Origin of the sequence: Nocardia sp. NPDC051570, from assembly GCF_044454005.1 — a bacterium.
Taxonomy (GTDB): Bacteria; Actinomycetota; Actinomycetes; order Mycobacteriales; family Mycobacteriaceae; genus Nocardia.
The window spans coordinates 1-20959 of record NZ_JBITDI010000012.1; the positions used below are offsets into that span (position 1 = coordinate 1).

At 68.5% G+C, this 20959-nt stretch carries 21 protein-coding genes; 8 read left to right on the forward strand and 13 right to left on the reverse strand.

Annotated features, from left to right (window positions below; all coding sequences use genetic code 11):
* Positions 1-374 precede the first annotated feature (374 nt).
* Positions 375-2000 (reverse strand): chaperonin GroEL, encoded by a 1626-nt coding sequence (groL, locus tag ACIA76_RS27795; RefSeq protein WP_397155690.1) that lies wholly within the window; start codon positions 1998-2000, stop codon positions 375-377.
* A gap of 182 nt (positions 2001-2182) precedes the next feature.
* The gene (locus ACIA76_RS27800; protein ID WP_397155692.1) at positions 2183-2473 is read right to left on the reverse strand and encodes a hypothetical protein; all 291 of its coding nucleotides are present in this window, start codon (positions 2471-2473) and stop codon (positions 2183-2185) included.
* Between the two features lie 95 nt (positions 2474-2568).
* Between ACIA76_RS27800 and ACIA76_RS27805 the strand changes: the two genes are divergently transcribed.
* Positions 2569-3336, forward strand: coding sequence for a trans-aconitate 2-methyltransferase (locus tag ACIA76_RS27805; RefSeq protein WP_397155694.1), 768 nt, complete (start codon positions 2569-2571; stop codon positions 3334-3336).
* Positions 3337-3339: 3 nt separating this feature from the next.
* On the opposite strand, the gene ACIA76_RS27810 is transcribed toward ACIA76_RS27805, so the two are convergent.
* From ACIA76_RS27810 to ACIA76_RS27855, 10 genes are all read right to left on the reverse strand, one after another.
* Positions 3340-4155, reverse strand: coding sequence for a Clp protease N-terminal domain-containing protein (locus tag ACIA76_RS27810; protein ID WP_397155696.1), 816 nt, complete (start codon positions 4153-4155; stop codon positions 3340-3342).
* A 56-nt stretch (positions 4156-4211) separates the two neighbouring features.
* The gene (locus ACIA76_RS27815; protein ID WP_397155698.1) at positions 4212-5294 is read right to left on the reverse strand and encodes an NAD(P)/FAD-dependent oxidoreductase; all 1083 of its coding nucleotides are present in this window, start codon (positions 5292-5294) and stop codon (positions 4212-4214) included.
* 81 nt (positions 5295-5375) lie between these two features.
* Positions 5376-6260 carry an RNA polymerase sigma-70 factor gene (locus tag ACIA76_RS27820; protein ID WP_397155700.1) on the reverse strand — a complete coding sequence of 295 codons (885 nt, stop codon included), beginning with the start codon at positions 6258-6260 and terminating at the stop codon, positions 5376-5378.
* 6 nt (positions 6261-6266) lie between these two features.
* Complete coding sequence (locus ACIA76_RS27825; protein WP_397156148.1) at positions 6267-6692, reverse strand: hypothetical protein; 426 nt, start codon at positions 6690-6692, stop codon at positions 6267-6269.
* A gap of 104 nt (positions 6693-6796) precedes the next feature.
* Positions 6797-7699, reverse strand: coding sequence for a helix-turn-helix domain-containing protein (locus ACIA76_RS27830; RefSeq protein ID WP_397155702.1), 903 nt, complete (start codon positions 7697-7699; stop codon positions 6797-6799).
* 88 nt (positions 7700-7787) lie between these two features.
* Positions 7788-8741, reverse strand: a complete 954-nt coding sequence (locus ACIA76_RS27835; RefSeq protein ID WP_397155704.1) for a helix-turn-helix domain-containing protein — start codon at positions 8739-8741, stop codon at positions 7788-7790.
* Positions 8742-8978: 237 nt separating this feature from the next.
* Positions 8979-9332: a UBP-type zinc finger domain-containing protein gene (locus tag ACIA76_RS27840; RefSeq protein WP_397155706.1), complete on the reverse strand. Its 354-nt coding sequence runs from the start codon at positions 9330-9332 to the stop codon at positions 8979-8981.
* Positions 9332-10807 (reverse strand): ATP-binding protein, encoded by a 1476-nt coding sequence (locus ACIA76_RS27845; protein WP_397155707.1) that lies wholly within the window; start codon positions 10805-10807, stop codon positions 9332-9334. Before ACIA76_RS27845 ends, ACIA76_RS27840 begins: the two co-directional genes overlap by 1 nt.
* 24 nt (positions 10808-10831) lie before the next feature.
* Positions 10832-12505: an FAD-dependent oxidoreductase gene (locus tag ACIA76_RS27850; RefSeq protein ID WP_397155709.1), complete on the reverse strand. Its 1674-nt coding sequence runs from the start codon at positions 12503-12505 to the stop codon at positions 10832-10834.
* A gap of 30 nt (positions 12506-12535) precedes the next feature.
* Entirely contained in the window at positions 12536-12679 is a 144-nt protein-coding gene (locus tag ACIA76_RS27855; protein WP_397155711.1) for a hypothetical protein, read from the reverse strand.
* Positions 12680-12885: 206 nt separating this feature from the next.
* Here ACIA76_RS27855 and ACIA76_RS27860 point away from each other — a divergent pair, with 206 nt between their 5' ends.
* Together ACIA76_RS27860 and ACIA76_RS27865 are read left to right on the forward strand one after the other, a co-directional pair.
* Complete coding sequence (locus ACIA76_RS27860) at positions 12886-13335, forward strand: SRPBCC family protein (protein ID WP_397155713.1); 450 nt, start codon at positions 12886-12888, stop codon at positions 13333-13335.
* 51 nt (positions 13336-13386) lie between these two features.
* Positions 13387-14082: an SIMPL domain-containing protein gene (locus ACIA76_RS27865; protein WP_397155715.1), complete on the forward strand. Its 696-nt coding sequence runs from the start codon at positions 13387-13389 to the stop codon at positions 14080-14082.
* Here ACIA76_RS27865 and ACIA76_RS27870 read toward each other — a convergent pair.
* Positions 14051-15109, reverse strand: coding sequence for a beta-ketoacyl-ACP synthase III (locus ACIA76_RS27870; RefSeq protein ID WP_397155717.1), 1059 nt, complete (start codon positions 15107-15109; stop codon positions 14051-14053). The genes ACIA76_RS27865 and ACIA76_RS27870 overlap by 32 nt on opposite strands.
* A gap of 227 nt (positions 15110-15336) precedes the next feature.
* Between ACIA76_RS27870 and ACIA76_RS27875 the strand changes: the two genes are divergently transcribed.
* From ACIA76_RS27875 to ACIA76_RS27895, 5 genes are all read left to right on the forward strand, one after another.
* A complete protein-coding gene (locus ACIA76_RS27875) occupies positions 15337-15609 on the forward strand; it encodes a GlsB/YeaQ/YmgE family stress response membrane protein (RefSeq protein ID WP_397155719.1) in 273 nt (90 codons plus the stop codon).
* A 114-nt stretch (positions 15610-15723) separates the two neighbouring features.
* Positions 15724-16437, forward strand: a complete 714-nt coding sequence (locus ACIA76_RS27880) for a phosphatidylserine decarboxylase (protein WP_397155721.1) — start codon at positions 15724-15726, stop codon at positions 16435-16437.
* Positions 16434-17312 carry a CDP-alcohol phosphatidyltransferase family protein gene (locus ACIA76_RS27885; RefSeq protein WP_397155723.1) on the forward strand — a complete coding sequence of 293 codons (879 nt, stop codon included), beginning with the start codon at positions 16434-16436 and terminating at the stop codon, positions 17310-17312. Before ACIA76_RS27880 ends, ACIA76_RS27885 begins: the two co-directional genes overlap by 4 nt.
* A gap of 18 nt (positions 17313-17330) precedes the next feature.
* Positions 17331-19547 (forward strand): AAA family ATPase, encoded by a 2217-nt coding sequence (locus ACIA76_RS27890; RefSeq protein ID WP_397155725.1) that lies wholly within the window; start codon positions 17331-17333, stop codon positions 19545-19547.
* A 121-nt stretch (positions 19548-19668) separates the two neighbouring features.
* Positions 19669-20925: a hypothetical protein gene (locus tag ACIA76_RS27895; RefSeq protein ID WP_397155727.1), complete on the forward strand. Its 1257-nt coding sequence runs from the start codon at positions 19669-19671 to the stop codon at positions 20923-20925.
* The last annotated feature ends 34 nt before the right edge of the window (positions 20926-20959 follow it).

Below are 20959 nucleotides of genomic sequence, written 5' to 3' on the forward strand. Positions count from 1 at the left end.
TGTGATCGTCAGGCGCTCCTCGTCCAACCTCGTTTCCCTCGCCTCTCGGCTCCGGGTCGGTGTCCGTGTCGCTCTGACCTGGAATAAGTTACGTGGCGACGGCTTTCAATGTCAAATCGCCTGGTCACACGCCCAAACGGCGATCATCGGCCACAGCGGGACGTCGGCGGCGAGTGCGAATCGCGGGCGGAATTCCCGAACCGACCCATCGGTAACGAAAAGCCGGCCCCGAAACGGGACCGGCTTTTCGTTCAAGTCCGGATCTGGTCGGCGCCGCGCGCTCGGCGGTCTGCGCCTCCGGCCCCGGGAATGCCGAAGGCCGGCCCACCCGAAGGATGAGCCGGCCTCGTAAAACGGTTGCCGGAAGGCAGGACTCAGAAGTCCATGCCGCCCATGCCACCGGTCGGGTCGCCACCGGGGGCAGCGGCCTTCTCCGGCTTGTCGGCCACGACGGCCTCGGTGGTGAGGAACAGGGCCGCGATCGAGGCCGCGTTCTGCAGCGCCGAACGGGTGACCTTGACCGGGTCGGCGACGCCGGCCTTCAGCAGGTCCTCGTACTCGTTGGTGTCGGCGTTGAGGCCGTGGCCGACGGGCAGGCCCGCGACCTTCTCGGCCACCACACCGGGCTCCAGACCCGCGTTGAAGGCGATCTGCTTCAGCGGAGCGGCCAGCGCGACCCGGACGATGTTCGCGCCGGTGGCCTCGTCACCCTCGAGCTTCAGGCCCTCGAGCGCCGGGGCGGCCTGCAGCAGAGCCACACCACCACCGGGGACGATGCCCTCCTCGACCGCGGCCTTGGCGTTACGCACGGCATCTTCGATGCGGTGCTTGCGCTCCTTGAGCTCCACCTCGGTGGCGGCGCCGGCCTTGATCACCGCGACACCGCCGGCCAGCTTGGCCAGGCGCTCCTGCAGCTTCTCGCGGTCGTAATCCGAATCCGAGTTCTCGATCTCGGTGCGGATCTGCGCGACCCGGCCCTGGATAGCGTCGGCATCGCCGGCACCGTCCACGATCGTGGTCTCGTCCTTGGTGATGACGACCTTGCGGGCGGTGCCCAGCAGGTCGACGGTCGCGGTCTCCAGCGAGAGGCCGACCTCTTCGCTGATGACCTCGCCACCGGTCAGGATGGCGATATCGGCCAGCTGCGCCTTGCGACGATCGCCGAAGCCCGGGGCCTTGACCGCGACGGACTTGAAGGTGCCGCGGATCTTGTTGACCACCAGGGTCGACAGGGCCTCGCCCTCGACGTCCTCGGCGATGATCAGCAGCGGCTTACCGGCCTGGATGACCTTCTCCAGCAGCGGCAGCAGATCCTTGACGGTCGAGATCTTCGAACCGACCAGCAGGATGTACGGATCCTCGAGGACCGCTTCCTGACGCTCGGGGTCGGTGACGAAGTAGCCCGAGATGTAGCCCTTGTCGAAGCGCATACCCTCGGTCAGCTCCAGCTGGAGGCCGAAGGTGTTGCTCTCCTCGACGGTGATGACACCTTCCTTGCCGACCTTGTCCATGGCCTCGGCGATGAGCTCACCGATGGACTGGTCGCCGGCCGAGATGGCGGCGGTAGCGGCGATCTGCTCCTTGGTCTCGACCTCCTTGGCCGACTCGAGCAGGCGCTTGGTGACGGCCTCGACGGCCTTCTCGATGCCGCGCTTCAGACCCAGCGGGTTCGCACCGGCCGCGACGTTGCGCAGGCCCTCGCGCACCAGCGCCTGGGCGAGCACGGTGGCGGTGGTGGTGCCGTCGCCCGCGACATCGTCGGTCTTCTTGGCGACTTCCTTGACCAGCTCGGCGCCGATCTTCTCGTAAGGGTCCTCGAGCTCGATCTCCTTGGCGATGGACACACCATCGTTGGTGATCGTGGGGGCGCCCCACTTCTTCTCCAGGACGACGTTGCGACCCTTGGGGCCGAGCGTCACCTTGACAGCGTCGGCGAGGCTGTTCAGGCCCCGCTCGAGGCCGCGACGGGCCTCTTCGTCGTACGCAATCGTCTTGGCCATTGCGTTGAGATCCTCCAGATCAGGGGATTGACACGATCTGGCCAGGTTCGGTGCCCGCGACGGACGAGCAGGAGTGTCGTGGAACCCGCTCTCACCATCCCGACCTGGCACTCACAGGTCGGGAGTGCCAGCTCCCTTTCTAGCACTCGGATGTATCGAGTGCAAGGTCAAGGCGGGGCGGCTCAGGTATCGGTGACCCGGAGGGCGAGGGCCAGGAAAGCATCGGTGCGGCGCTCCTCGGGCGAGCGCGGCTCGCCGCGGTCGATGGTGACCTGCTCGGCGTCGTTGATCAGCAGCTCGGCCTCGATGCGCATGATGGCACGGATGAAGGGAGGCGCCACATCGGGCGGCAAGTCGCCGTTGACGATGTAGCTGCCGTCCGGACCGGTCTCGGTCTGGACATACGAAAGCGCCCGCAGCAGGTCGGAACGTAATTCCCCTGCTATTAGGTCGGAATCGCGATCATCCGCCATAGCAACATCGTATCCGGACAACCCTTGTGCGATGCTGCGTTTCGGAAATACAGTACGTACGTACGGTTTGGTAGACGCGACCCCTGGAGCCTCTGATGTGGGATCCCCAGCAGTATCTTGCCTTCGATGACCACCGTTCCCGTCCGTTTTTCGAACTACTCGGTCGCGTGCGGGCCGAGCATCCCCGGCGTGTCGTCGACCTCGGATGCGGGCCCGGACATTTGACCGCCGCGCTGTCGCAGCGGTGGCCGGACGCGGTCGTCGAGGCATCCGATTCCTCGCCCGAGATGGTGGCCGCCGCGCGGGCCCGGGGCGTACCGGCCGAACTGCTCGACGTGCGCGACTGGCGACCCGAGCCGGATACCGATGTGGTGGTCTGTAATGCGGTGCTGCAGTGGGTGATCGGACATCCGACTCTGCTGAGCGAATGGGCCGCGGCGCTGCCCGCGGGCGCCTGGCTGGCGATCCAGGTCCCGGGTAACTTCGACGCCGCCTCGCACCGCTGCATTCGCGAACTGGCCGCGCGGGACCAGTGGCGGGACCGGCTCGAGCGGACCGGGGTGCTCGAGGCCCGCAACGTGCTCGATCCGACGGGGTACGGGACCGTACTCACCGCGGCCGGATGCGCCGTCGATGCCTGGGAGACAACGTATCTGCAGCGGCTGACCGGCGACGATCCGGTGTTGAAGTGGGTCTCGGGGACCGCCCTGCGCCCGGTCCGCACCGTCCTCGACGATGCCGACTGGGATCGGTTCACCGGTGAACTCGCCCCGATGCTGCGGGCCGCCTATCCCCAGCACGCCGACGGGACGACATGGTTGCCGTTCCGCCGGGTGTTCGCCGTTGCTCGCGTTCCTGAGTGAACGTCACCGAATAGGGGGTGCGGGAGAAGTAGGGAGTACCGGAGGCGCCGGGGGGCCGGGCGGGGCCGGCGGTGTGGGTGCGCTGGGGGGCGTAGGCGCATTCGGCGGCATGGGCGCGTCGGCGGCGAAGGGGGCGAGCATAGCCACGATGTCCTGCTCCAGTTCGGCGCGGTCTAGTCCGAGGCCGGACAGGATGCCCGAACCGTCCTCCTGTTCCAGCAGGGCGAGCAGGATGTGTTCGGTGCCGACGTAGTTGTGGCCCAGTCGAAGCGCCTCCCGGAAGGTGAGTTCCAGGGCCTTGCGGGTGTTGAGGTCGAAGGGGATGAGGGCGGGTATCTCGGGGGCGGCCGGCGGAAGCGCGGCGATGGCGACCCGGCGGACCGCGCCCAGGCTCACGCCCTTGGCGACGATCGCGAGGGCGGCCACGCTCTGCGGATCATCCAGTAGGCCGAGTGCCAGATGTTCGGTTCGGACCTCGGCGTTACCGGCTCGGCGCGCCTCCTCCTGGGAGACCACCACCACCTTGCGGGCCCGCGGGGTGAAGCGGGCGAATCCGGCGCTGGGGTCCAGGCCCGAATCGGCCTTGGGAACGAATCGTTTCTGCGCGGCCTGCTTGGTCACGCCCATGCTGGTGCCGATATCGGTCCAGGAGGCGCCGGAGCGCCGGGCCTGGTCGACGAAGTGGCCGATGAGGTGATCGGCCACATCGCCGAGATGTCCGGCGGCCACGACAGCGTCGGACAGTTGTTCCAGGACGTCGTCGGGCCGCGCCTTCTTGATGCCCTCGATCAGATCGTCGAGGCGGATATGCTGCGTCATTCGTCAACTCTAGGTTGACTCGACTCGAATCGTCAACCTTAAGTTGACGATCTTGTTCAGGGCCGGACCACCCGGGCCGCCCCGCGGACGATGCCTTCCTTGACCCAGGCCGCGGGCCGTCCGGTGAGCACACGCGGGGTGGGCGTGTCATCGGGCCGCAGGAATTGGATGACCCCGTCGCGCCGCCCCAGGCTGAGGCACTGGAAGTGGTAGCGGAAGCGCAGGGCCGGGGGCTGCGCGCCGCGCAGGCGGGCGGCCACGACCGCCGCGGCGTGCGAGGCGACGGGTATGGCCGTGGCACAGGCCATGCGCAGCTCACGGCCGTCGGCGACGGTGATCACCGCACAGTCGCCCGCGGCGTGGATATCGGGATCGGAGGTCCGCAGATCCTCGTCGACGAGGACGCGCCCACGCGCATCGACCGCCAGCCCGGCCCGAGCGGCCAGCTCCGGAACCGCGAATCCCGTTGTCCACAGCACGGTTTCGGCGGGCAGATGTTCGCCCTCGGCCGTGCGCACGCCGTCGGCGAGCACCTCGACCACCTTCACCCCGGCCCGCACGCGCACGCCGAGCCGATCGAGGGTGGTGCGGATGTGCTCGCGCGCCCGGTCCGACAACCAGGCGCCCGGCTCCTCCGAACTCACCAGTGCCACCGGCAGATCCGGGCGCGATTCGGCCAGTTCGGCGGCCACCTCGATACCGGTGGAGCCGCCGCCGACCACGATGACCCGCCCGTGCGGCGGGCGCATCGCGTCGACGTCCGCGGCCGTGGCCACGCTCAGCGCGTAATCCCGCACGCCCGCAACGCTTTCCAGATCAGCATGGCTGCCCAGGGCATAGATCAGCGTGTCGTAGTCGACGGTTCCGCCGTCCGCGAGCGTCAATCGTCTACCGGCGGTGTCGATTCCGATCGCCGTACCGTGCACGAAGCGAATGCCCCTGCGCTCCAGCGTTGCCCGTAGATCCCGGCGCGTCACCCGCTGTCCCGCCGCGAGCTGATGCAGCCGCACCCGCTCGACGAATTCCGCGCGCGCGTCGACGACGGTGACCTGCGCGCCCGGCGCCCCGCGCAGTCGGCGCGCCGCCGCCAGGCCCGCATATCCCGCGCCCAGCACGACGATTCGATATTGCCCGGTCATCTGTGACTCCTTCCGAAGAGGCCGATACTCTCCAGACCGGACGGCGACCGCATCCCTGACAGCCGCGGCACGTGTGCTCGGTCACAGCCCGTCGACGCGCTGGAAGTAGGCGAGCTTGTCGGGGTTGACCAGAACCCGCACGGCCGAGACGCCCGCCTCGGTCGCATCGATCGCCCCGATGAGCAGGGCCACGCCGCCCACCCGCGCGACGGCCGCGGGCGCGCCGTTGATCTCCTCGACGGCGACCTCGAGGCCCGGGATGTCGTGGGTGAACAACCAGGCCACGTACTGCGCCACCCGCTGCGGGCCGACCACCGGTCGCCGGGCCGCGTTCACCTTGCCGCCGCCGTCGGCCGTGGCGACGATATCGGCGGCGAACATGCGTTCCAGCGCGACCACATCGCCCGTGCGGGCGGCGGTCAGGAACCGTTCGAACAGTTGCCGGGCCCGCTCGGGCGACGCCTCGAATCGGGTGCGGTCCGCGCGAACCCGTTGGCGCGCACGGTGATACAGCTGCTGGCAATTGGTCTCGGTCAGCCCGAGCAGTTCGGCGATCTCGCCGTGCGCGTAACCGAAGGCCTCGCGCAGCACGAAGACCGCGCGCTCGACCGGCGACAGTCGTTCCAGCAGCGTCAGCATCGCCAGCGATATCAGCTCGCGCTGTTCGGCCGTCTCGAGCGGGCCGAGCTCACCGCGGCCGGTCGGCACCGGCTCCGGCAGCCACGGCCCGGCATAGCTCTCGCGGCGGGCGCGAGCGGAATCCAGCCAGCTACGGCACAGATTCACCACCACCGTGGTCAACCATGCCTCGGCCGAACGGATTTCGGACCGGTCGGCGCCGTCCCAGCGCAGATAGGCCTCCTGCACGACGTCCTCGGCCTCGCCCGCGGCGCCGAGCATGCGATAGGCCAGCGCGAACAGCCGCGGCCGCCGCGCGGAGAATTCGGCCAGCCCCGCCTCGTCCACTACCGTTCAGGCGATCCCGATGGCGGCGGCGACCGGGCGGTCGGCCTGGCTGGTGGCCAGGCACACCAGCTTCGCGGTGCCCAGTGCGAGGCTGGGGTTACCGTCCAGCTTCGATCCCGGATTCTCCGCGAGCATCTGCTCGATCAGCGACTTCTCGGCATCGGTGTCGAGGGTCTTGAATTCGGAGCAGGTCGTGCGCGATGCCGGGCCCAGCGACGAATTCTGCGCGCCCGTCGGGACGGGCGCACCGCTCGGCGGCTCGATCACCTGCCAGGAGGTGGTGGGCGCGACGGTTGCCGATGTGGCGGTCCCCGTGGCAGTCGCGTGCTGATTCGTCCCGGCGTCGTGACCGGACGAGTCGCCCCCGCCGCATGCGGTCAGCCCCAGAGCCAGGGCGCCCAGCATGGCGGTGGTCACCGAAAGTCGTTTCATCACCGTCGATTCCCCGATGGTCTCACCGGCGCCGGGCCTGTCCGGCGCGCGTCGCAGCGTACCGGGCCCGGGCGAGGTTGCAAACCCGGTCTACCGCCCGGAAGTCAGGGTGCCGAGCGGTCGAGCACGGCCCGCCGCCATTCGCTGGGCGCCATTCCGTAGGCGGCGCGGAACCGCCGGGTGAAATGCGACGGATCCCGGAATCCGCAGATCCGCGCGATCGCCGCGATCGACCGATAGCCGCTTTCCGGGCGGGCGAGCTCCCCGCGAGCGCGCTCGAGCCGCTGCCCGATGATCCACTGTTCGAGGCTGAGTTCGCCCCGGCCGCACACCTTGTACAGATAGCGCACCGAGATGTGCTGGGCGCGGGCGATGCGTTCCGGGCACAGTTCCGGATCGGTCAGATGTTCCAGCACATAGCGGCGGACCCGGCTCAGCAGCACGGCATCGGGCAGCGCCGCGACATCCGTGCCGGTCCGCGCCGCGGACAGCAGCAGGGCGCGCACCAGCTCGGTACAGGCGTCGCCGAGCGCCGAGCTCGCCGGGCCCGCCACCAGCTCATCGGACGAATCGGCCAGCACGACAAGATAATTCACCACCAGGTCATGCATGGGACTGACCGGCAGACAGGGCGCGGCCAGGCGGATCGTCTCCGCCGACAAACAGAGTGACTCGAGCGGAACCTGCAGCGTCAGCGCGCGGCATTCGCCGGGCCAGCAGATGCGGTAGGGGACATTGAGATCCAGCGGCACGAGCCGGCCCGGCCGCCCGATGAGCCGATCACCGTACTGCTCGTAGAGGCCGCTGCCGAACTGGGTCAGGATGAGCGACAGGATCGGCGCGGGCGCGGTGTCGACATGGCGGGCCGTCCGCACCACCCGCAGATCCCATATACACGATCGGAACAGCGTGACCTGGCCGAAGGTCCAGGCCTCGAAGCGCCCGCGCACCGATTCGGGATGTTCGAAGAACACATACGACAGCGCCGAGGCTTCCAGCGTCAACATCGCCAATGCCTCTGCGCGATCCCGAGGATCCAAGCGATCCGTATCGAGAACGATGACCATCTTCGCCTCTCCGCAGGACGGCTCGGACTCAGGGCCCATTCTCCCTGCGCCACCGGCTCGGTGTCGTGCCGTAGGCGCCGCGGAAGCGGCGGGCGAAATGCGCGGGATCGCGAAACCCGTTGGCATAGGCGATCGCCGCGATCGAACGCTGCCGGGCGTCGGGATGGGCGAGATCGTCGCGGGCGCGCTCCAGTCGCTCCGCGATGATCCACTGCTCCAGACTGCATCCGGCGTTCTGGCACAGCTTGTACAGCTGGCGCACGGAGATGTTGTGCGCCTTGGCGATTCGCTCCGGTCCCAGCCGCGGATCGGACAGGTGACGGCGGATGTGGTCGCGCACCTGGTTCAGCAGCAGGCCCGCCGGCACCGCGGCGCCGTCCACGGCGGTCCCGGCGGCCGCCGACAGCAGGAACGCGCGCACCAATTCCGTGGACGCCTCGCCCAGCTCGCCCGCCGCGGGATCGTCCTCGAGCGTGTCGGCGGTGCGGGCCAGCAATTCGATATGTCTGGCGACCAGGGCGTAGAGCGGACTGCGGTGCGACCGTTGCAGTCCGGCGAGAATCGTCTCGGTCGGCAGTCCCAATCCTTCCGTCGGAAGGATCAGGGCCGTCCCCGTGCCTCCGCGCCAATCGATCTCGTACGGCAGATCGATATCGATCAGGAACATCTGCCCCGGACCGGTCTCGAACCGCCGGTCGGCATGGCTCACCCGCGCCGACGTGAGCCGCTGCACGTTGCACACCAATGCCCCTGCGGGCGAATGCCGAATCTGTTTGCGCGTGCGTACCAGCGTAAAGCCGGACAGCGAGGTGTGCCGCAGCTCGACCGGGCCCAGTCGCCAGGATTCGAAGCGGGCCCGGACCTGTTCGCCGGGGGCCTTGTGCACGAGATAGGCGGGCGCCGAGGCCTCCAGCAGGGCGGCGGCCATCGCATCGGCCCGCTCACGCGGATCCATCAGGTCTGAATTCAGAACGGTCGCCATATCGGTCTCCGCGCCAAGTCGGTTCCTGTGCACCGTGAGTCGACGAGCGTGCACGCACAGCCCATTGTGCGGTTTCGGCCCGCCGTATGGTTCAGATCGGGCGGGTTGCCGCCGTCAGTATTGAGCCACCCGCGGCGGCAACCCCCTACCGGGAACGAGTCCTGGCAGACGTTCCGGTACTGGCAGTCTGCTGCACGTTCCGTCAACGACGCCGCGGTCGTGCAGCAGACCCCGTCCTCAGTGAATCTGGTTCTGCCAGTCCCAGGGCACTCGCTCACGCGGTCCGGGCACCGTCTGATTCACCGGATGATGGTGTGGCGCAGCCAATTCGGGGCCGTCGGAGAACATCTCCTCGGTGCGGAAGTCCCAGAACCACTCCTCGCCCGGCTCGAAGCTCTGGATGAACGGATGGCTGGTCTCGGCGAAGTGCCGGGACGCGTGCTGCTGGGGCGAGGTGTCGCAGCAACCCACGTGGCCGCATTGCGCGCAGCGCCGCAGATGTACCCACCAGCCCTGTGCCGCTTCACATTCCGTACAGCCGGTCCCGCTCGGCGGCACGGCCGGATCGATCCCCTCGATGGCCTGCGACATCACATACCTCCGGTATTCGCTTGTGCGGCTTCGGTTTCCATGGGGCGGCCCTGCGGATCGATGGGCAGCCGGACGATGAATCGGGTATCGCCCGGCACCGACTCCACCCGGATGTCGCCGCCGTGCTTGTTGGCCACGATGCGGAAGGAGATGTCGAGTCCGAGACCGGTTCCCTCACCGACCGGCTTGGTGGTGAAGAACGGCTCGAAGATCCGGTGCCGCAGATCGTCGGGCACTCCGGGACCGGTGTCGCAGACTTCCACCGCGACACAATCGTTTTCGCGATAGGTGCGCACGGTCAGGGTGCCGCGGCCCGACATCGCCGAGACGGCGTTGTCGATCAGATTCGTCCACACCTGATTCAGTTCCGCTGCGTAACAGGGCACCTGGGGCAGGGTGCGGTCGTACTCCTTGACCACCGTGATGTCGTCGCCGATCTTGCGGGCCAGCATCACCAGCGTGCTGTCGAGCAGTTCGTGGATATCGACCACCTGGAACGGGGCCCGATCCATCTGCGAATACTGTTTGGCCGCATCGACCAGCGAGGAGATCCGCGTGGTCGAGTCGGTGATCTCGTTCATCAACAGTTCGGTCTCGACCGTGTAGTTGAGCCAGCGGATCGCACCCTCGAAGACGCCGCCGTCACACCCCTCGAGCGTGGCCGCGATCTTCTCCAGCCAGTCGATATCCAATCCGGCCTGCACGAAGGTCGGGGCGATATCCCAGCCGTTGGCGATGCCGTGCTCGGACAGCCAGTCGCCCAGCTCGTCCTCGCGGTCGGCGGCCTCCAGCGGGGTCAGCACCGGGGCCTTGGCGACCTGTGTGGCCGCCTCCTCCTGCAGCTGGACCAGCGACTCCAGCGCGGCGGGGCTGAACTTGCCGTGCGAGATCATCTTCAGCTTGTGCCGCATCCCGGCAACCCGCTCGCGCAGCGACGAGGTGGCCCGAACCGCCGCTGCCGCAGGGTTGTTCAGCTCATGGGTCAGGCCCGCCGAGAGCGAACCCAGCGCCAGCAGCCGCTCGCGCTGGCCGATGATCTCGTTGGTGTTGCGGTTGCCGAAGAAGATCCCCTCCAGCAGATGCAGCGCCATCGGGAACCATTCCTGCATCATCCGCGCGAAGGTGCCCGAGTCGAGGACGAAGAACGTCGACGGCTCGCTGACGTAGAACGAGCCGCTGTAGACCTGATCCACCTTGTCGCCCATATAGGCGCTCCACGCGCCGCCGTAGGAGCCGCGGTGGCTGGTGCGGAGCAGTTCGATCTCCTCGCCGCCGGAGCGCTTGGTCATATAGACCTCGCCCGCCATCAGAACGTAGAAGCAGGTGGCCGGATCGCCCTCGCGGTAGACCGGCCCCGGCTCGAACTCCTCCACCCGGCCGTCGCGGCACAGCCAGGCCAGCTGCTCGTCGTCGAGCTTCTCGAACAGGAACAGCGTGCGCAGTTCGTCGGGATCACAGATCAATCGGGCGCTCATCGAGCACACCTCCTACTGCTCGGCCTACTGCTTGGCGAGGTATCGGTGGACGAGCATGACAGCCATCGCGCCCTCGCCCACGGCGGACGCGACTCGTTTCGCCGACTCCGAGCGCACATCACCGGCCACGAAGACGCCGGGGACGCTGGTCTCCAGATGCCCTGGAGGACGCGGCAGCTCCCACCCGGCCGGGCGGACGCCGTCGACCATCAGATCGGGTCCGGCCAGCACATAGCCCGCGCCGTCGCGGTGGACCAGGCCGTCGAGCCACTGGGTCTCCGGTGCGGCCCCGATGAACAGGAACAACCGCTCGGCGGCCACCTTTTCTTCCGCACCAGTCGCGTTGTTGCGGAGCACGATCCGTTCCAGGTGGTCGTCGCCGTCGGCGGCGATCACCTCGGTGCGGGTGTGCACCTTGATGGCGGGGATCTGCTCGATCTGCTGAATCAGGTAGTGCGACATGGATTTCTCCAGCGAGTCCGAGCGCACCAGGATATGCACGGCCTTGGCATTGCGGGACAGGAACACCGCCGCCTGACCCGCCGAATTCGCCCCGCCGACGATGTAGACCTCGCGATCCGCGCAGTCGGCGGCCTCGGTCATCGCCGAGCCGTAGTACACGCCGCGTCCGGTGAAATCGTCCACGCCGGGCGCGGGATGGTGGCGATAGTTGACGCCCGTGGCGATCAGCACCGAATGGGCCGCGACCGCGGTGCCGTCGTCGAGGCGCACGACCCGGGCCGAACCGCACACCTCGAGGCCGGTCACCTCACGCGCCGTGATCAGCTCGGCGCCGAACTTGATCGCCTGACGCCGGGCCCGATCGGCCAGCTGCGCGCCGGACAGTCCGTCCGGGAAGCCGAGGTAGTTCTCGATGCGCGAGCTCTGCCCCGCCTGGCCGCCGGTCGCGGTCCGTTCGACCAGGACCGTGCGCAGGCCCTCCGACGCGCCGTAAACCGCCGCGCCCAATCCGGCCGGGCCGCCGCCCACCACGATCAGGTCGTAGAAGTCTCCGGTGGGATCGGTACTCAGGCCCACACTGCCCGCGAGCTGGCTGTCGGTGGGGGCGATCAGCGCCTGTCCGGCCGCATCGATCACCACCGGGCACTGGTCCTCGGTGGCGCCGGCGGCCTCCAGCAGCCGGGCGCCCTCGGGCTCATCGGCCAGATACCAGCGATAGGGCAGCTGATTGCGAGCCAGGAACTCGCGGACCTGCGAACACCTGGCCGACCAGCGGTGGCCGATCACCTTGGTCTCGTGCACCGGACGATGTTCGTCGCCGCGCCACGCCTCGAGCAGCGCATCGATGACCGGGTACAGCTTCTCCTCCGGCGGATCCCACGGCTTGAGCAGGTAGTGGTCCAGGTCCACGACGTTGATCGCCTCGATGGCGGCGTTGGTGTCGGCGTAGGCGGTCAGCAGGACCCGGCGCGCGTAGGGGTGCAGATCCATGGCCTGCTCGAGGAATTCGATGCCGTCCATGCCCGGCATGCGGTAGTCGGCGATCAGCACGGCGACCGGCTGACCACGCAGTTTCATTTCACGTAGCGCCTCGAGCGCCGAGGCGCCGGATTCCGCGCGCAGAATCCGATACTCCGCGCCGTACCGGCGTCGCAGGTCTCGGACCACGGCGCGGGAGACACCGGGGTCGTCGTCGACGCTCAGAATTGCCGGTTTGGCGACAGCTGGTGAACTCACATCAAAAGTATGGTCTTTCGCGCAAGCCCATCAGAGTCGATGCCGTGCCAACAGCTCGAGTTCGCCCGGGGTGAGCAGGCGTTCGAGCCGCTCATCCCGATCCTTCTCCCCCGTAATCGGAAGCAGGGGGACCGATTGCGCATGCCGACGGTGCACGAGTGAGCGTATGTTCACGGTCGATCACCTCGCAGTGGACTCCAACACCGAATCTGCATGATCTATCAACGATCTTGCGCCGGGCATTACCGGTACCGATAGCGATCACATCGGAATGTGATCGAGTTGATTTTCGATGAAGTGAGACCTGCATCACAACATCTGGGCGGCGTGGCGAACGTTACGATTCCTGGTACTGATCGTTACATCTCCCGGAGGCAGTGTTGCCGCACCCCTTGGAAGCCACCATCGAGATCGCCGCGCCGCCGGAGCGGGTGTGGGCGGTGCTCTCGGATCTGAAGCGGATGCCGGAGTTCAGCCCGAGCACCGTCCGCATGATCCCGCTCGGCAGGCCCCGCGCCGGCACCTGGACGATCAATCTCAATCGCGACGGCCGCAAGTACTACCCGACCACCTCGCGGATCGTCCGCTTCGAACCCGATCGGGCGTTCACATTCCGGATGATCGAGAACGGCACGGTCTGGAGCTACACGCTCGAGCCCACCTCGGGCGGCACCCGGGTGGTCGAGCGCCGGGATGTGCCCATCGGCGTCCGCAAGCCGGTGCGCATGATGATCGACGCCGTGCTGGGCGGTGAGCAGATCTTCGAACAGGGCCTGATCGACGGCATGAACGCCACCCTGGCGCGGATCAAGACGGCCGCGGAGTCCTGATTCCGGCGTGGCATGCCGCCCGGCGGCCGCGCGCAGCGCCTAGGTTGAGGCATGCGACGAATCACAGGCATTGCCGCAGCGCTGGCCGGAACGGCCGTCCTGGTGAGCGGGTGCGGTCATTCGGATTCCGACTCCGGCTCCGGCCGTGAGGTCACCGTGGTCGGCACCGGCCAGGTGCGTGGCACGCCGGACACCCTGAACGCCGACCTCGGCGTCGCGGTGACCGCGGGCGATGTGTCGACCGCGGTCGACACGGCCAATGCCCGGGCGAAGGCGGTGATCGATGGTGTCGTCGGGGCCGGAGCCAAGCGCGAGGACATTCAGACCACCGATGTGTCGGTGCAGCCGCAGTACGGGCCGGATCAGCACGTATCGGGCTACAACGCGACGAACTCGCTGCATATCGTGGTGCGGGATCTACCCAAGGCGTCGGCGATCCTGGCGGCCGCGGTCCAGGCGGGCGGTAACGAAACTCGGGTCCAGGGCGTATCTTTCGCGCTCGACGACAATTCGAAGCTGCTCGCCGACGCCCGGGCGCGCGCCTTCGCCGATGCCAAGGCGCGGGCCGAGCAGTACGCCGTGCTGTCCGGATCGAAGCTGCGCGACGTGAAGACGGTCAGCGAATCCTCCAGCGGCGCACCGCCGCCCGGCCCGCGCTACAACAAGGCTCCGATGTCGGATGTGCCGCTGGAGCCGGGCATGCAGACGGTGACGTTCACCGTGACGGTGACCTGGAGCCTGGGTTAGGGGCCCAGTTGGGCAGTGTGACCACCTGGGCGGCATAGGACAGTCCGGCGCCGAATGCGACGAGCAGCGCGGCGGCGCCGGGCTTGGTATCGCCCTTGCGCAGTAGCGCTTCCATGGCCAGCGGGATGGAAGCCGCCGAGGTGTTGCCCGCCTCCTCGATATCGGTGGCCAGGGCGCAGTCCTCGGCGAGTTTCAGCTCGCGGGCCATGATGTCGATGATGCGGCCGTTGGCCTGATGCGGGACGAAGGCGTCGATCTCGGCGGGGGTGAGCCCGGCGCGATCGATCGCATCGAGGCATACCTTCTTCAACGAGTGTGCGGCCCAGCGGAATACGGCCGTGCCCTCCATCGCCAGATACGGCCGGACCGCGTCGAGGCCCTTCTCCTCGATCTCGACGAAGAACTGCATCCAGTCCTTGTTCTGACGGATGGCGTGATGCTGATCGCCCTCCGAACCCCAGACGGTCGGCCCGATCCCGGGCTCGTCGGAGGGGCCGATCACGACCGCGCCCGCGCCGTCGGCGAACAGGAATGCGGTACTTCGGTCCTCGGGATTGAAGGTGTCGGTGAGGCGCTCCACACCGATCACCAGGACGTGACTCGCCGTGCCGCCCTTGACCAGATCCGATGCCAACCCGACGGCGTGGCAGAAGCCCGCGCAACCGGCCGAGATATCGAATGCCGCAGGGCTTTTCATGCCCAGCTCGGTGGCGATCTGGGGCGCGGCCGCCGGCGTGAGCAGCAGCCACGTCGAGGTGGCCACGATGACACAACCGATCTGATCGGGAGTGACACCGGCCGAATCCAGCGCATCCCGCGCGGCCGCCGCACTCATGGCGATGATGGTTTCGGAATCCGAGGCGAATCGGCGGGTCCGGATGCCCGAGCGGGTGCGAATCCACTCGTCGCTGGAATTGATCGGACCGGCAACCTCGTCGTTCGTGACGACCCGGGCCGGGCGGTATACGCCGAGCCCGAGCATCGCGGTGTGCTCTGCCCCTGTGACCTGGGCGAGTCGAGCAGCCATCGTGCTTCTCCTAGGTCCCCATACGTACCTTCATCGGGCCCTCACCGACTCCCTACGAGTCTCCCTACGAGTCCGTAGACATGAGGCCCCCTCATATTAGCTCGGAACGGTTTCGCGGAGATGGGTATTGTCACAATCGTTTCGGGTATTGCCAGTTCGCACGCCGGTTGCCCGAACCTCGGGCGACCGGTGACAACCACTGCTCCAACGAGTGATTCGAGGACACAATGCTCGGTCTCGGGATTATCGGCTGGATCATCATCGGCGGTCTGGCCGGATGGATTGCCAGCAAGATCATGGGAACCGATGCCCAACAGGGCATCTTCCTCAACATCGTCGTCGGCGTCATCGGCGGTTTGCTGGGCGGTTTCCTGCTGAAGGTGCTCGGCGTCGACGTCCATGGCGGCGGGTTCATCTTCAGCTTCCTCACCTGTCTCGCCGGCGCGGTGATCCTGCTGTTCCTGGTGGGTCTGGTCACCGGCCGCAAACGAGTCCGCTAGGCCGGCCGCGGGGTGTGACGGGCCGTTCGTCACACCCCGCGGCGCGGTACGTCCCGTAAGGTGTGAGCGCGGTCTCGACACCGCGTCAGCTATCCGCGCACGAAAGAGGAGCCTGTGGCCCGCCGTCCCACGCCGCCCGGCACGCCCGAACGTACCGGGCTCGGTCATGTCGCCGACCTGGTCCGCGACGCGATTCCGCCGCTGCATCCCGCCGGTCTGCCGTTCGTCGCGGCGCCGCTGGCGGTAGCGCTGGTGGGGCGCAAGCGGACCTGGGTGCGGCGCGCGGGCCTCACGGCCGCGGCGGCGACGGCGACGTTCTTCCGGCATCCGAATCGGGTGCCGCCGAACAGATCCGGTGTCGTGGTGGCCCCGGCCGACGGGCAGATCGCGCTCGTCGACAAGGCCGCTCCCCCGGCCGAATTGAATCTGGGCGCCGAGGAACTGCCCCGGGTCAGCATCTTCCTGTCCGTGCTGGACGTACACGTGCAGCGCACACCGATCTCGGGGACCGTGCGCGAGATCGCCTATCGGCGTGGGCAATTCCGCTCCGCCGATCTGCCCGAGGCCAGTGCGGTCAACGAGCGCAACTCGATGGTGCTCGATACCGCGGCCGGCCAGACGGTCACCGTCGTGCAGATCGCCGGGCTGCTGGCGCGGCGCATCGTCTGCGACGCCACGGTCGGCGACGCGCTGACCATCGGCGATACCTACGGGCTGATCCGCTTCGGCTCCCGGGTCGACACCTACTTCCCCGCCGGTACCCGGCTGCTGGTCGAGCCCGGACAACGCACCATCGGCGGGGAGACGGTGCTGGCCGAGCTGTCATGATCGGAGAAACCGTGGTCGGTAAGGGGAATCGACGGCGAACGGTCCGGCTGCTGCCCAGCGTGGTGACGATCCTCGCGCTGTGTGCCGGACTCTCGGCGGTCAAGTTCACCCTCGACAACTCGCTCGACGTGGCACTGGCCATGATCGGCGCGGCCGCCGTACTCGACACCCTCGACGGGCGGCTGGCGCGAATGCTGTCCGCTACCACCAAGATCGGCGCGGAACTCGATTCGCTGTCCGACGCCATCTCCTTCGGCGTCGCGCCGGCGCTCGTGCTCTACATCGGCTTCCTGCGGCAGGACAGCTCCGGCTGGATCATCGCGCTCATCTACACGGTGAGCCTGGTGCTGCGGCTGGCCCGGTTCAACACGCTGATGGACGACGACACCCGGCCCGATTGGCAGCGTGAGTACTTCGTCGGCGTCCCCGCACCCGCGGCGGCGCTGATCGCGCTGTTACCGGTCGCGCTGCACGAGGAGTTCGGCAGCGGGTGGTGGAACAACTTCCCGGTGGTCGCGGTCTGGACCGTATTCGCGGCGCTGCTGGCGGTGAGCACGATTCCGACGCTGGCGATGAAGTCGGTATCGGTGGCCCCACAGGCCGCGGCCCTGCTGCTGGTCCTGGTGGCCCTGGCCGCCGCCGCACTGGTCATCTATCCGCTGATCCTGCTGATGGTTCTGGTCGGGCTGTACCTCATCCACATCCCGTTCGCCTGGCGCTCCCAGCGCTGGGTCGCGGCCCGGCCCGAGGTCTGGAACCACAAGCCAGCCGAGCGCCGCGCCCAGCGCCGCGCCTCCCGCCGCCGCCCCGCCCTGCGCGTCTCGGTCTCTTCGGCTCGCCTGCGTCTGCGCCGCCCCGGACCCCGCCAACGCTGAACCCTGCACAATGGCGGGGTGTCCCAGCTTTCGTTGACCGCGAGGTTGAACCCTTCCGCCGCCGATGCCAGGCGGGGGGTGGTGCGGTTGCATCCGGAGGCCTTGGCTGCGTTGGGGTTGCGGGAGTGGGACGGGATCGCGGTGATCGGGTCGCGGCGGACGGCCGCGGTCGCGGGGGTCGCGCCGACGGGAACGCCCGCCGGGGTGGTGCTGCTCGATGATGTGACGCTGTCCAATGCGGGGATCAAGGAGGATGCGACCGTCGTGGTCGCGCCCGCGAGTGTCTTCGGGGCGCGGCAGCTGTCGGTGACCGGATCGGCGCAGGCGATGCGGACGATTCCGGAGCGGACGCTGCGACAGGCGCTGCTGGGCAAGGTGGTCACGGTCGGCGACGCGGTCTCGCTGCTGCCACGCGATCTCGGGCCGGGCACCAGCACCGCGGCGGCCTCGCAGGCGCTGTCGCGGGCGTTCGGCATCGCCTGGACCTCCGAGCTGCTCACCGTCACCGCCACCGATCCCGTGCGCGGCCCGGTCAGCGTGCAGCCCAACAGCGCGGTCGTATGGGGAGCGGGGGTGCCCAGCGTTGACGCCTCACACGATCCCGGTGCGGGACATGACACCCAGACCGGCCTGCCCGGCACGCGAATGCGGGTGCGCGAGCGCCCGTCCGCCGTGGCGGTGGCCGATCTGGCCGGTGTGCGGCCGCAGGCGGCCAAGCTGTCGGAATGGCTCAGCCTGGCCCTCGACGAACCCGAACTGCTCAAAACCCTCGGCGCCCCACCGCATCTCGGCGTGCTGATCACGGGCCCGGCCGGGGCGGGTAAGGCCACACTGGCGCGGGCGGTCGCCATCCCACGCCGCATCGTCGAACTCGACGGGCCGACCGTCGGGGCCACCGAGAGCGGCACCCGGCTGCGCGAGGTCGGCCTCGCGGTCGGCGAAATCTGTTCCGGCCCCGGCGGAGTGCTGCTGATCACCGATATCGACGCACTACTGCCCGCGACACCGGAACCGGTCGCGACGCTCATCCTCGATCAGCTGCGCGCGGCCGTCGCGACGCCCGGAGTCGCCTTCCTGGCCACCACCTCTCGCCCGGCCGGGATCGATAGCCGTATGCGCGCACCGGATCTCTGCGATCGCGAGGTGGCGCTCACCCTGCCGACCGCGGCCGTGCGCAAGAGCCTGCTCGAGCAGCTGCTGCGCAAGGTGCCCACCGAGGCGCTGACCCTGGACGAGATCGCCGCCCGCACACCGGGTTTCGTGGTCTCCGATCTGGCGGCACTGTGCCGGGAGGCGGCCCTGCGGGCGGCCTCGCGGGCCAGCCGCGAACATACCGATCCGGTGCTCACCCAGGACGACCTGGTCGGGGCGCTGTCGGTCATCCGCCCGCTGTCTCGTTCGGGCACCGAGGAATTGGCGATCGGCAGCCTGAGCCTGGACGACGTCGGCGATATGGTCGAGACCAAACAGGCCCTCACCGAGACGGTGCTGTGGCCGCTGCGACATCCGGATTCCTTCGCCCGCCTGGGTATCGATCCGCCGCGCGGCGTGCTGCTCTACGGCCCGCCCGGCTGCGGTAAGACCTTCCTGGTGCGCGCGCTGGCGGGCAGTGGACAGCTCAGCGTGCACGCGGTGAAGGGTGCGGAGCTGATGGACAAGTGGGTCGGCTCCTCCGAACGCGCCGTGCGCGAATTGTTCCAGCGCGCACGCGATTCCGCACCGTCGCTGATCTTCCTCGACGAGATCGACGCCCTGGCCCCACGGCGCGGGCAGAGCAGTGATTCCGGCGTCGGCGACCGGGTGGTGGCCGCGCTGCTCACCGAACTGGACGGGGTCGAGCCGCTGCGCGAGGTGGTCGTGGTCGGCGCCACCAACCGGCCCGAGCTCATCGATCCCGCGCTGACCCGGCCCGGCCGCCTGGAACGACTGGTCTTCGTCCCGCCGCCGGACGCGGCCGCGCGCACCGCGATCCTGCGCACGGCCGCGCGCTCGGTCCCGCTGGCCGGCGATGTGGACCTGACGGCCCTGGCCACCGACCTCGACGGCTATTCCGCCGCCGACTGCGCGGCCCTGCTGCGCGAGGCCGCGCTGGCCGCCATGCGCCGCGACGTCGACACCGCCGATATCACCGGCCGGGACGTGGCCGCGGCCCGCGCCGCGGTGCGACCGTCACTGGATGCCGATCAGGTGGAATCGCTGCGCCGCTATGCCGAGAATCGGGCGAATCTCCAGTAACCGGCACGCCGAGGGTGGACATGATCGTTTTCACAGGTAGTTTGGCCTGGTGCGAAGCGGTCGCGGAGCATTCGAGACAGGCACGGCATTCCTCGGCACATTGGTTGCGGGGATGTCACTCATGCTGCCGATCAACTTCGCCTGGGCCTCGGAGATCTCCGCGCTGCAACTGGATCTGCTGACCCTCAGCCTGCCGCGTTCCATTGCCGCGGGCGCGATCATCGCCCTGATCGTGGCCGTATTCGCCACCACGGTCAATCATGCGCTGGCGGCCTGGGGTTCGGCGCTGTGCGGCGTCGCGATCATGTGCGTCAACCACATCGCGGGGCGGAATTCGGGCCCGGCGGCCTCGCTGTCCACCCTGAACTTCGTGGACGCCATCGCGGCCGGAATCCTGCTGGGCGGCCTGGCGGCCGCGGTCATGCACGGGCGGGCCCAGGTATTCGGTTGGACGCTCGGGGCGCTGAGCAGCATCGTGCTGGGCGTGGCGATCCACGCACCGCGCGGCGGGACCAGGACGACCGATTCGGGCACAACGATCTACCTCCCGAATGTGGCGTCCTCACCGCCGCTGTGGCTGCTCATCGTGACCCTGATCGCGATCGCCGTGGGAACCTTCGTCAACCGTCGTCGCACCGGGATCGAGCGCCGCTCGGTCGAACTGCCGATGGCGCCGATCCTCGCCGGCACGCTGTATGTCGGGGTGACCCTGTTCGGCTCCGAATGGCTGGCGCGCCATGCCGACAACGTCGTCGAGGTGGGTATGGCCGTGGCGATGACCGTGGCGGCCGGGCTGATCTCCGCGATGCTGTTGCCGCGCCGCGACGGAACCCTCGTCCTGTTGGCCATGGCGCTGTCCGCGGTGGGCGCGTCCATCATCCCGTCCCGCGTACCGATCTGGACCGCGGTGCCCCTGGTCGTGGTCATCGGGGCCGGAATCCTGTTGGGCTTTCGGCGCCCGGCCCCGTTCGCCGCGTTGTTCGCGCTCGGCGCGCTGGCCCTGCTCGGCGCTGTGACCTCGTCGAGCGCCGATTCGACCCTACGGTCGACGGTCTTCAGTCTGGCGCTGGCCGCACTCGCCGGATACTGCTTCAGCAGCGCCGCACCGCGCTACAACCCGACCCGGGTGCTGGGCATGGCGATCGTCTTCGTGCCGTCGGTGGTCTCCTCGCTACGAGATCAGGCGCGGCAGAGCGGGCGGGGCTCGATCACCGTCGAGGACGGGCACTGGCATTTCTCCCCGGCGCCGACGCCGAATTCGGCCACGCCGTATTGGACCGCGCTCGTGATCACGATCGGCTGCGTGCTCGGACTGATCGCACTGCGCCGCTGGCGCGCACCCGCGTTCCGCCGGCGCCGCACCACCACCGAGCGGTGATTGCGCACATATAGCCGATGCCGCCGAACATGGC

What these genes read in the sequence shown, in the direction of transcription:
- ACIA76_RS27815 (WP_397155698.1), bottom strand. Translation starts at nt 5,294, where the DNA reads ATGACCGGGCAATATCGAATCGTCGTGCTGGGCGCGGGATATGCGGGC.
- ACIA76_RS27825 (WP_397156148.1), bottom strand. Translation starts at nt 6,692, where the DNA reads ATGAAACGACTTTCGGTGACCACCGCCATGCTGGGCGCCCTGGCTCTG.
- groL (WP_397155690.1), bottom strand. Translation starts at nt 2,000, where the DNA reads ATGGCCAAGACGATTGCGTACGACGAAGAGGCCCGTCGCGGCCTCGAG.
- ACIA76_RS27805 (WP_397155694.1), top strand. Translation starts at nt 2,569, where the DNA reads ATGTGGGATCCCCAGCAGTATCTTGCCTTCGATGACCACCGTTCCCGT.
- ACIA76_RS27865 (WP_397155715.1), top strand. Translation starts at nt 13,387, where the DNA reads ATGCGACGAATCACAGGCATTGCCGCAGCGCTGGCCGGAACGGCCGTC.
- ACIA76_RS27840 (WP_397155706.1), bottom strand. Translation starts at nt 9,332, where the DNA reads ATGTCGCAGGCCATCGAGGGGATCGATCCGGCCGTGCCGCCGAGCGGG.
- ACIA76_RS27875 (WP_397155719.1), top strand. Translation starts at nt 15,337, where the DNA reads ATGCTCGGTCTCGGGATTATCGGCTGGATCATCATCGGCGGTCTGGCC.
- ACIA76_RS27800 (WP_397155692.1), bottom strand. Translation starts at nt 2,473, where the DNA reads ATGGCGGATGATCGCGATTCCGACCTAATAGCAGGGGAATTACGTTCC.
- ACIA76_RS27830 (WP_397155702.1), bottom strand. Translation starts at nt 7,699, where the DNA reads ATGTTGACGCTGGAAGCCTCGGCGCTGTCGTATGTGTTCTTCGAACAT.
- ACIA76_RS27885 (WP_397155723.1), top strand. Translation starts at nt 16,434, where the DNA reads ATGATCGGAGAAACCGTGGTCGGTAAGGGGAATCGACGGCGAACGGTC.
- ACIA76_RS27810 (WP_397155696.1), bottom strand. Translation starts at nt 4,155, where the DNA reads ATGACGCAGCATATCCGCCTCGACGATCTGATCGAGGGCATCAAGAAG.
- ACIA76_RS27835 (WP_397155704.1), bottom strand. Translation starts at nt 8,741, where the DNA reads ATGGCGACCGTTCTGAATTCAGACCTGATGGATCCGCGTGAGCGGGCC.
- ACIA76_RS27870 (WP_397155717.1), bottom strand. Translation starts at nt 15,109, where the DNA reads ATGGCTGCTCGACTCGCCCAGGTCACAGGGGCAGAGCACACCGCGATG.
- ACIA76_RS27895 (WP_397155727.1), top strand. Translation starts at nt 19,669, where the DNA reads ATGCTGCCGATCAACTTCGCCTGGGCCTCGGAGATCTCCGCGCTGCAA.
- ACIA76_RS27845 (WP_397155707.1), bottom strand. Translation starts at nt 10,807, where the DNA reads ATGAGCGCCCGATTGATCTGTGATCCCGACGAACTGCGCACGCTGTTC.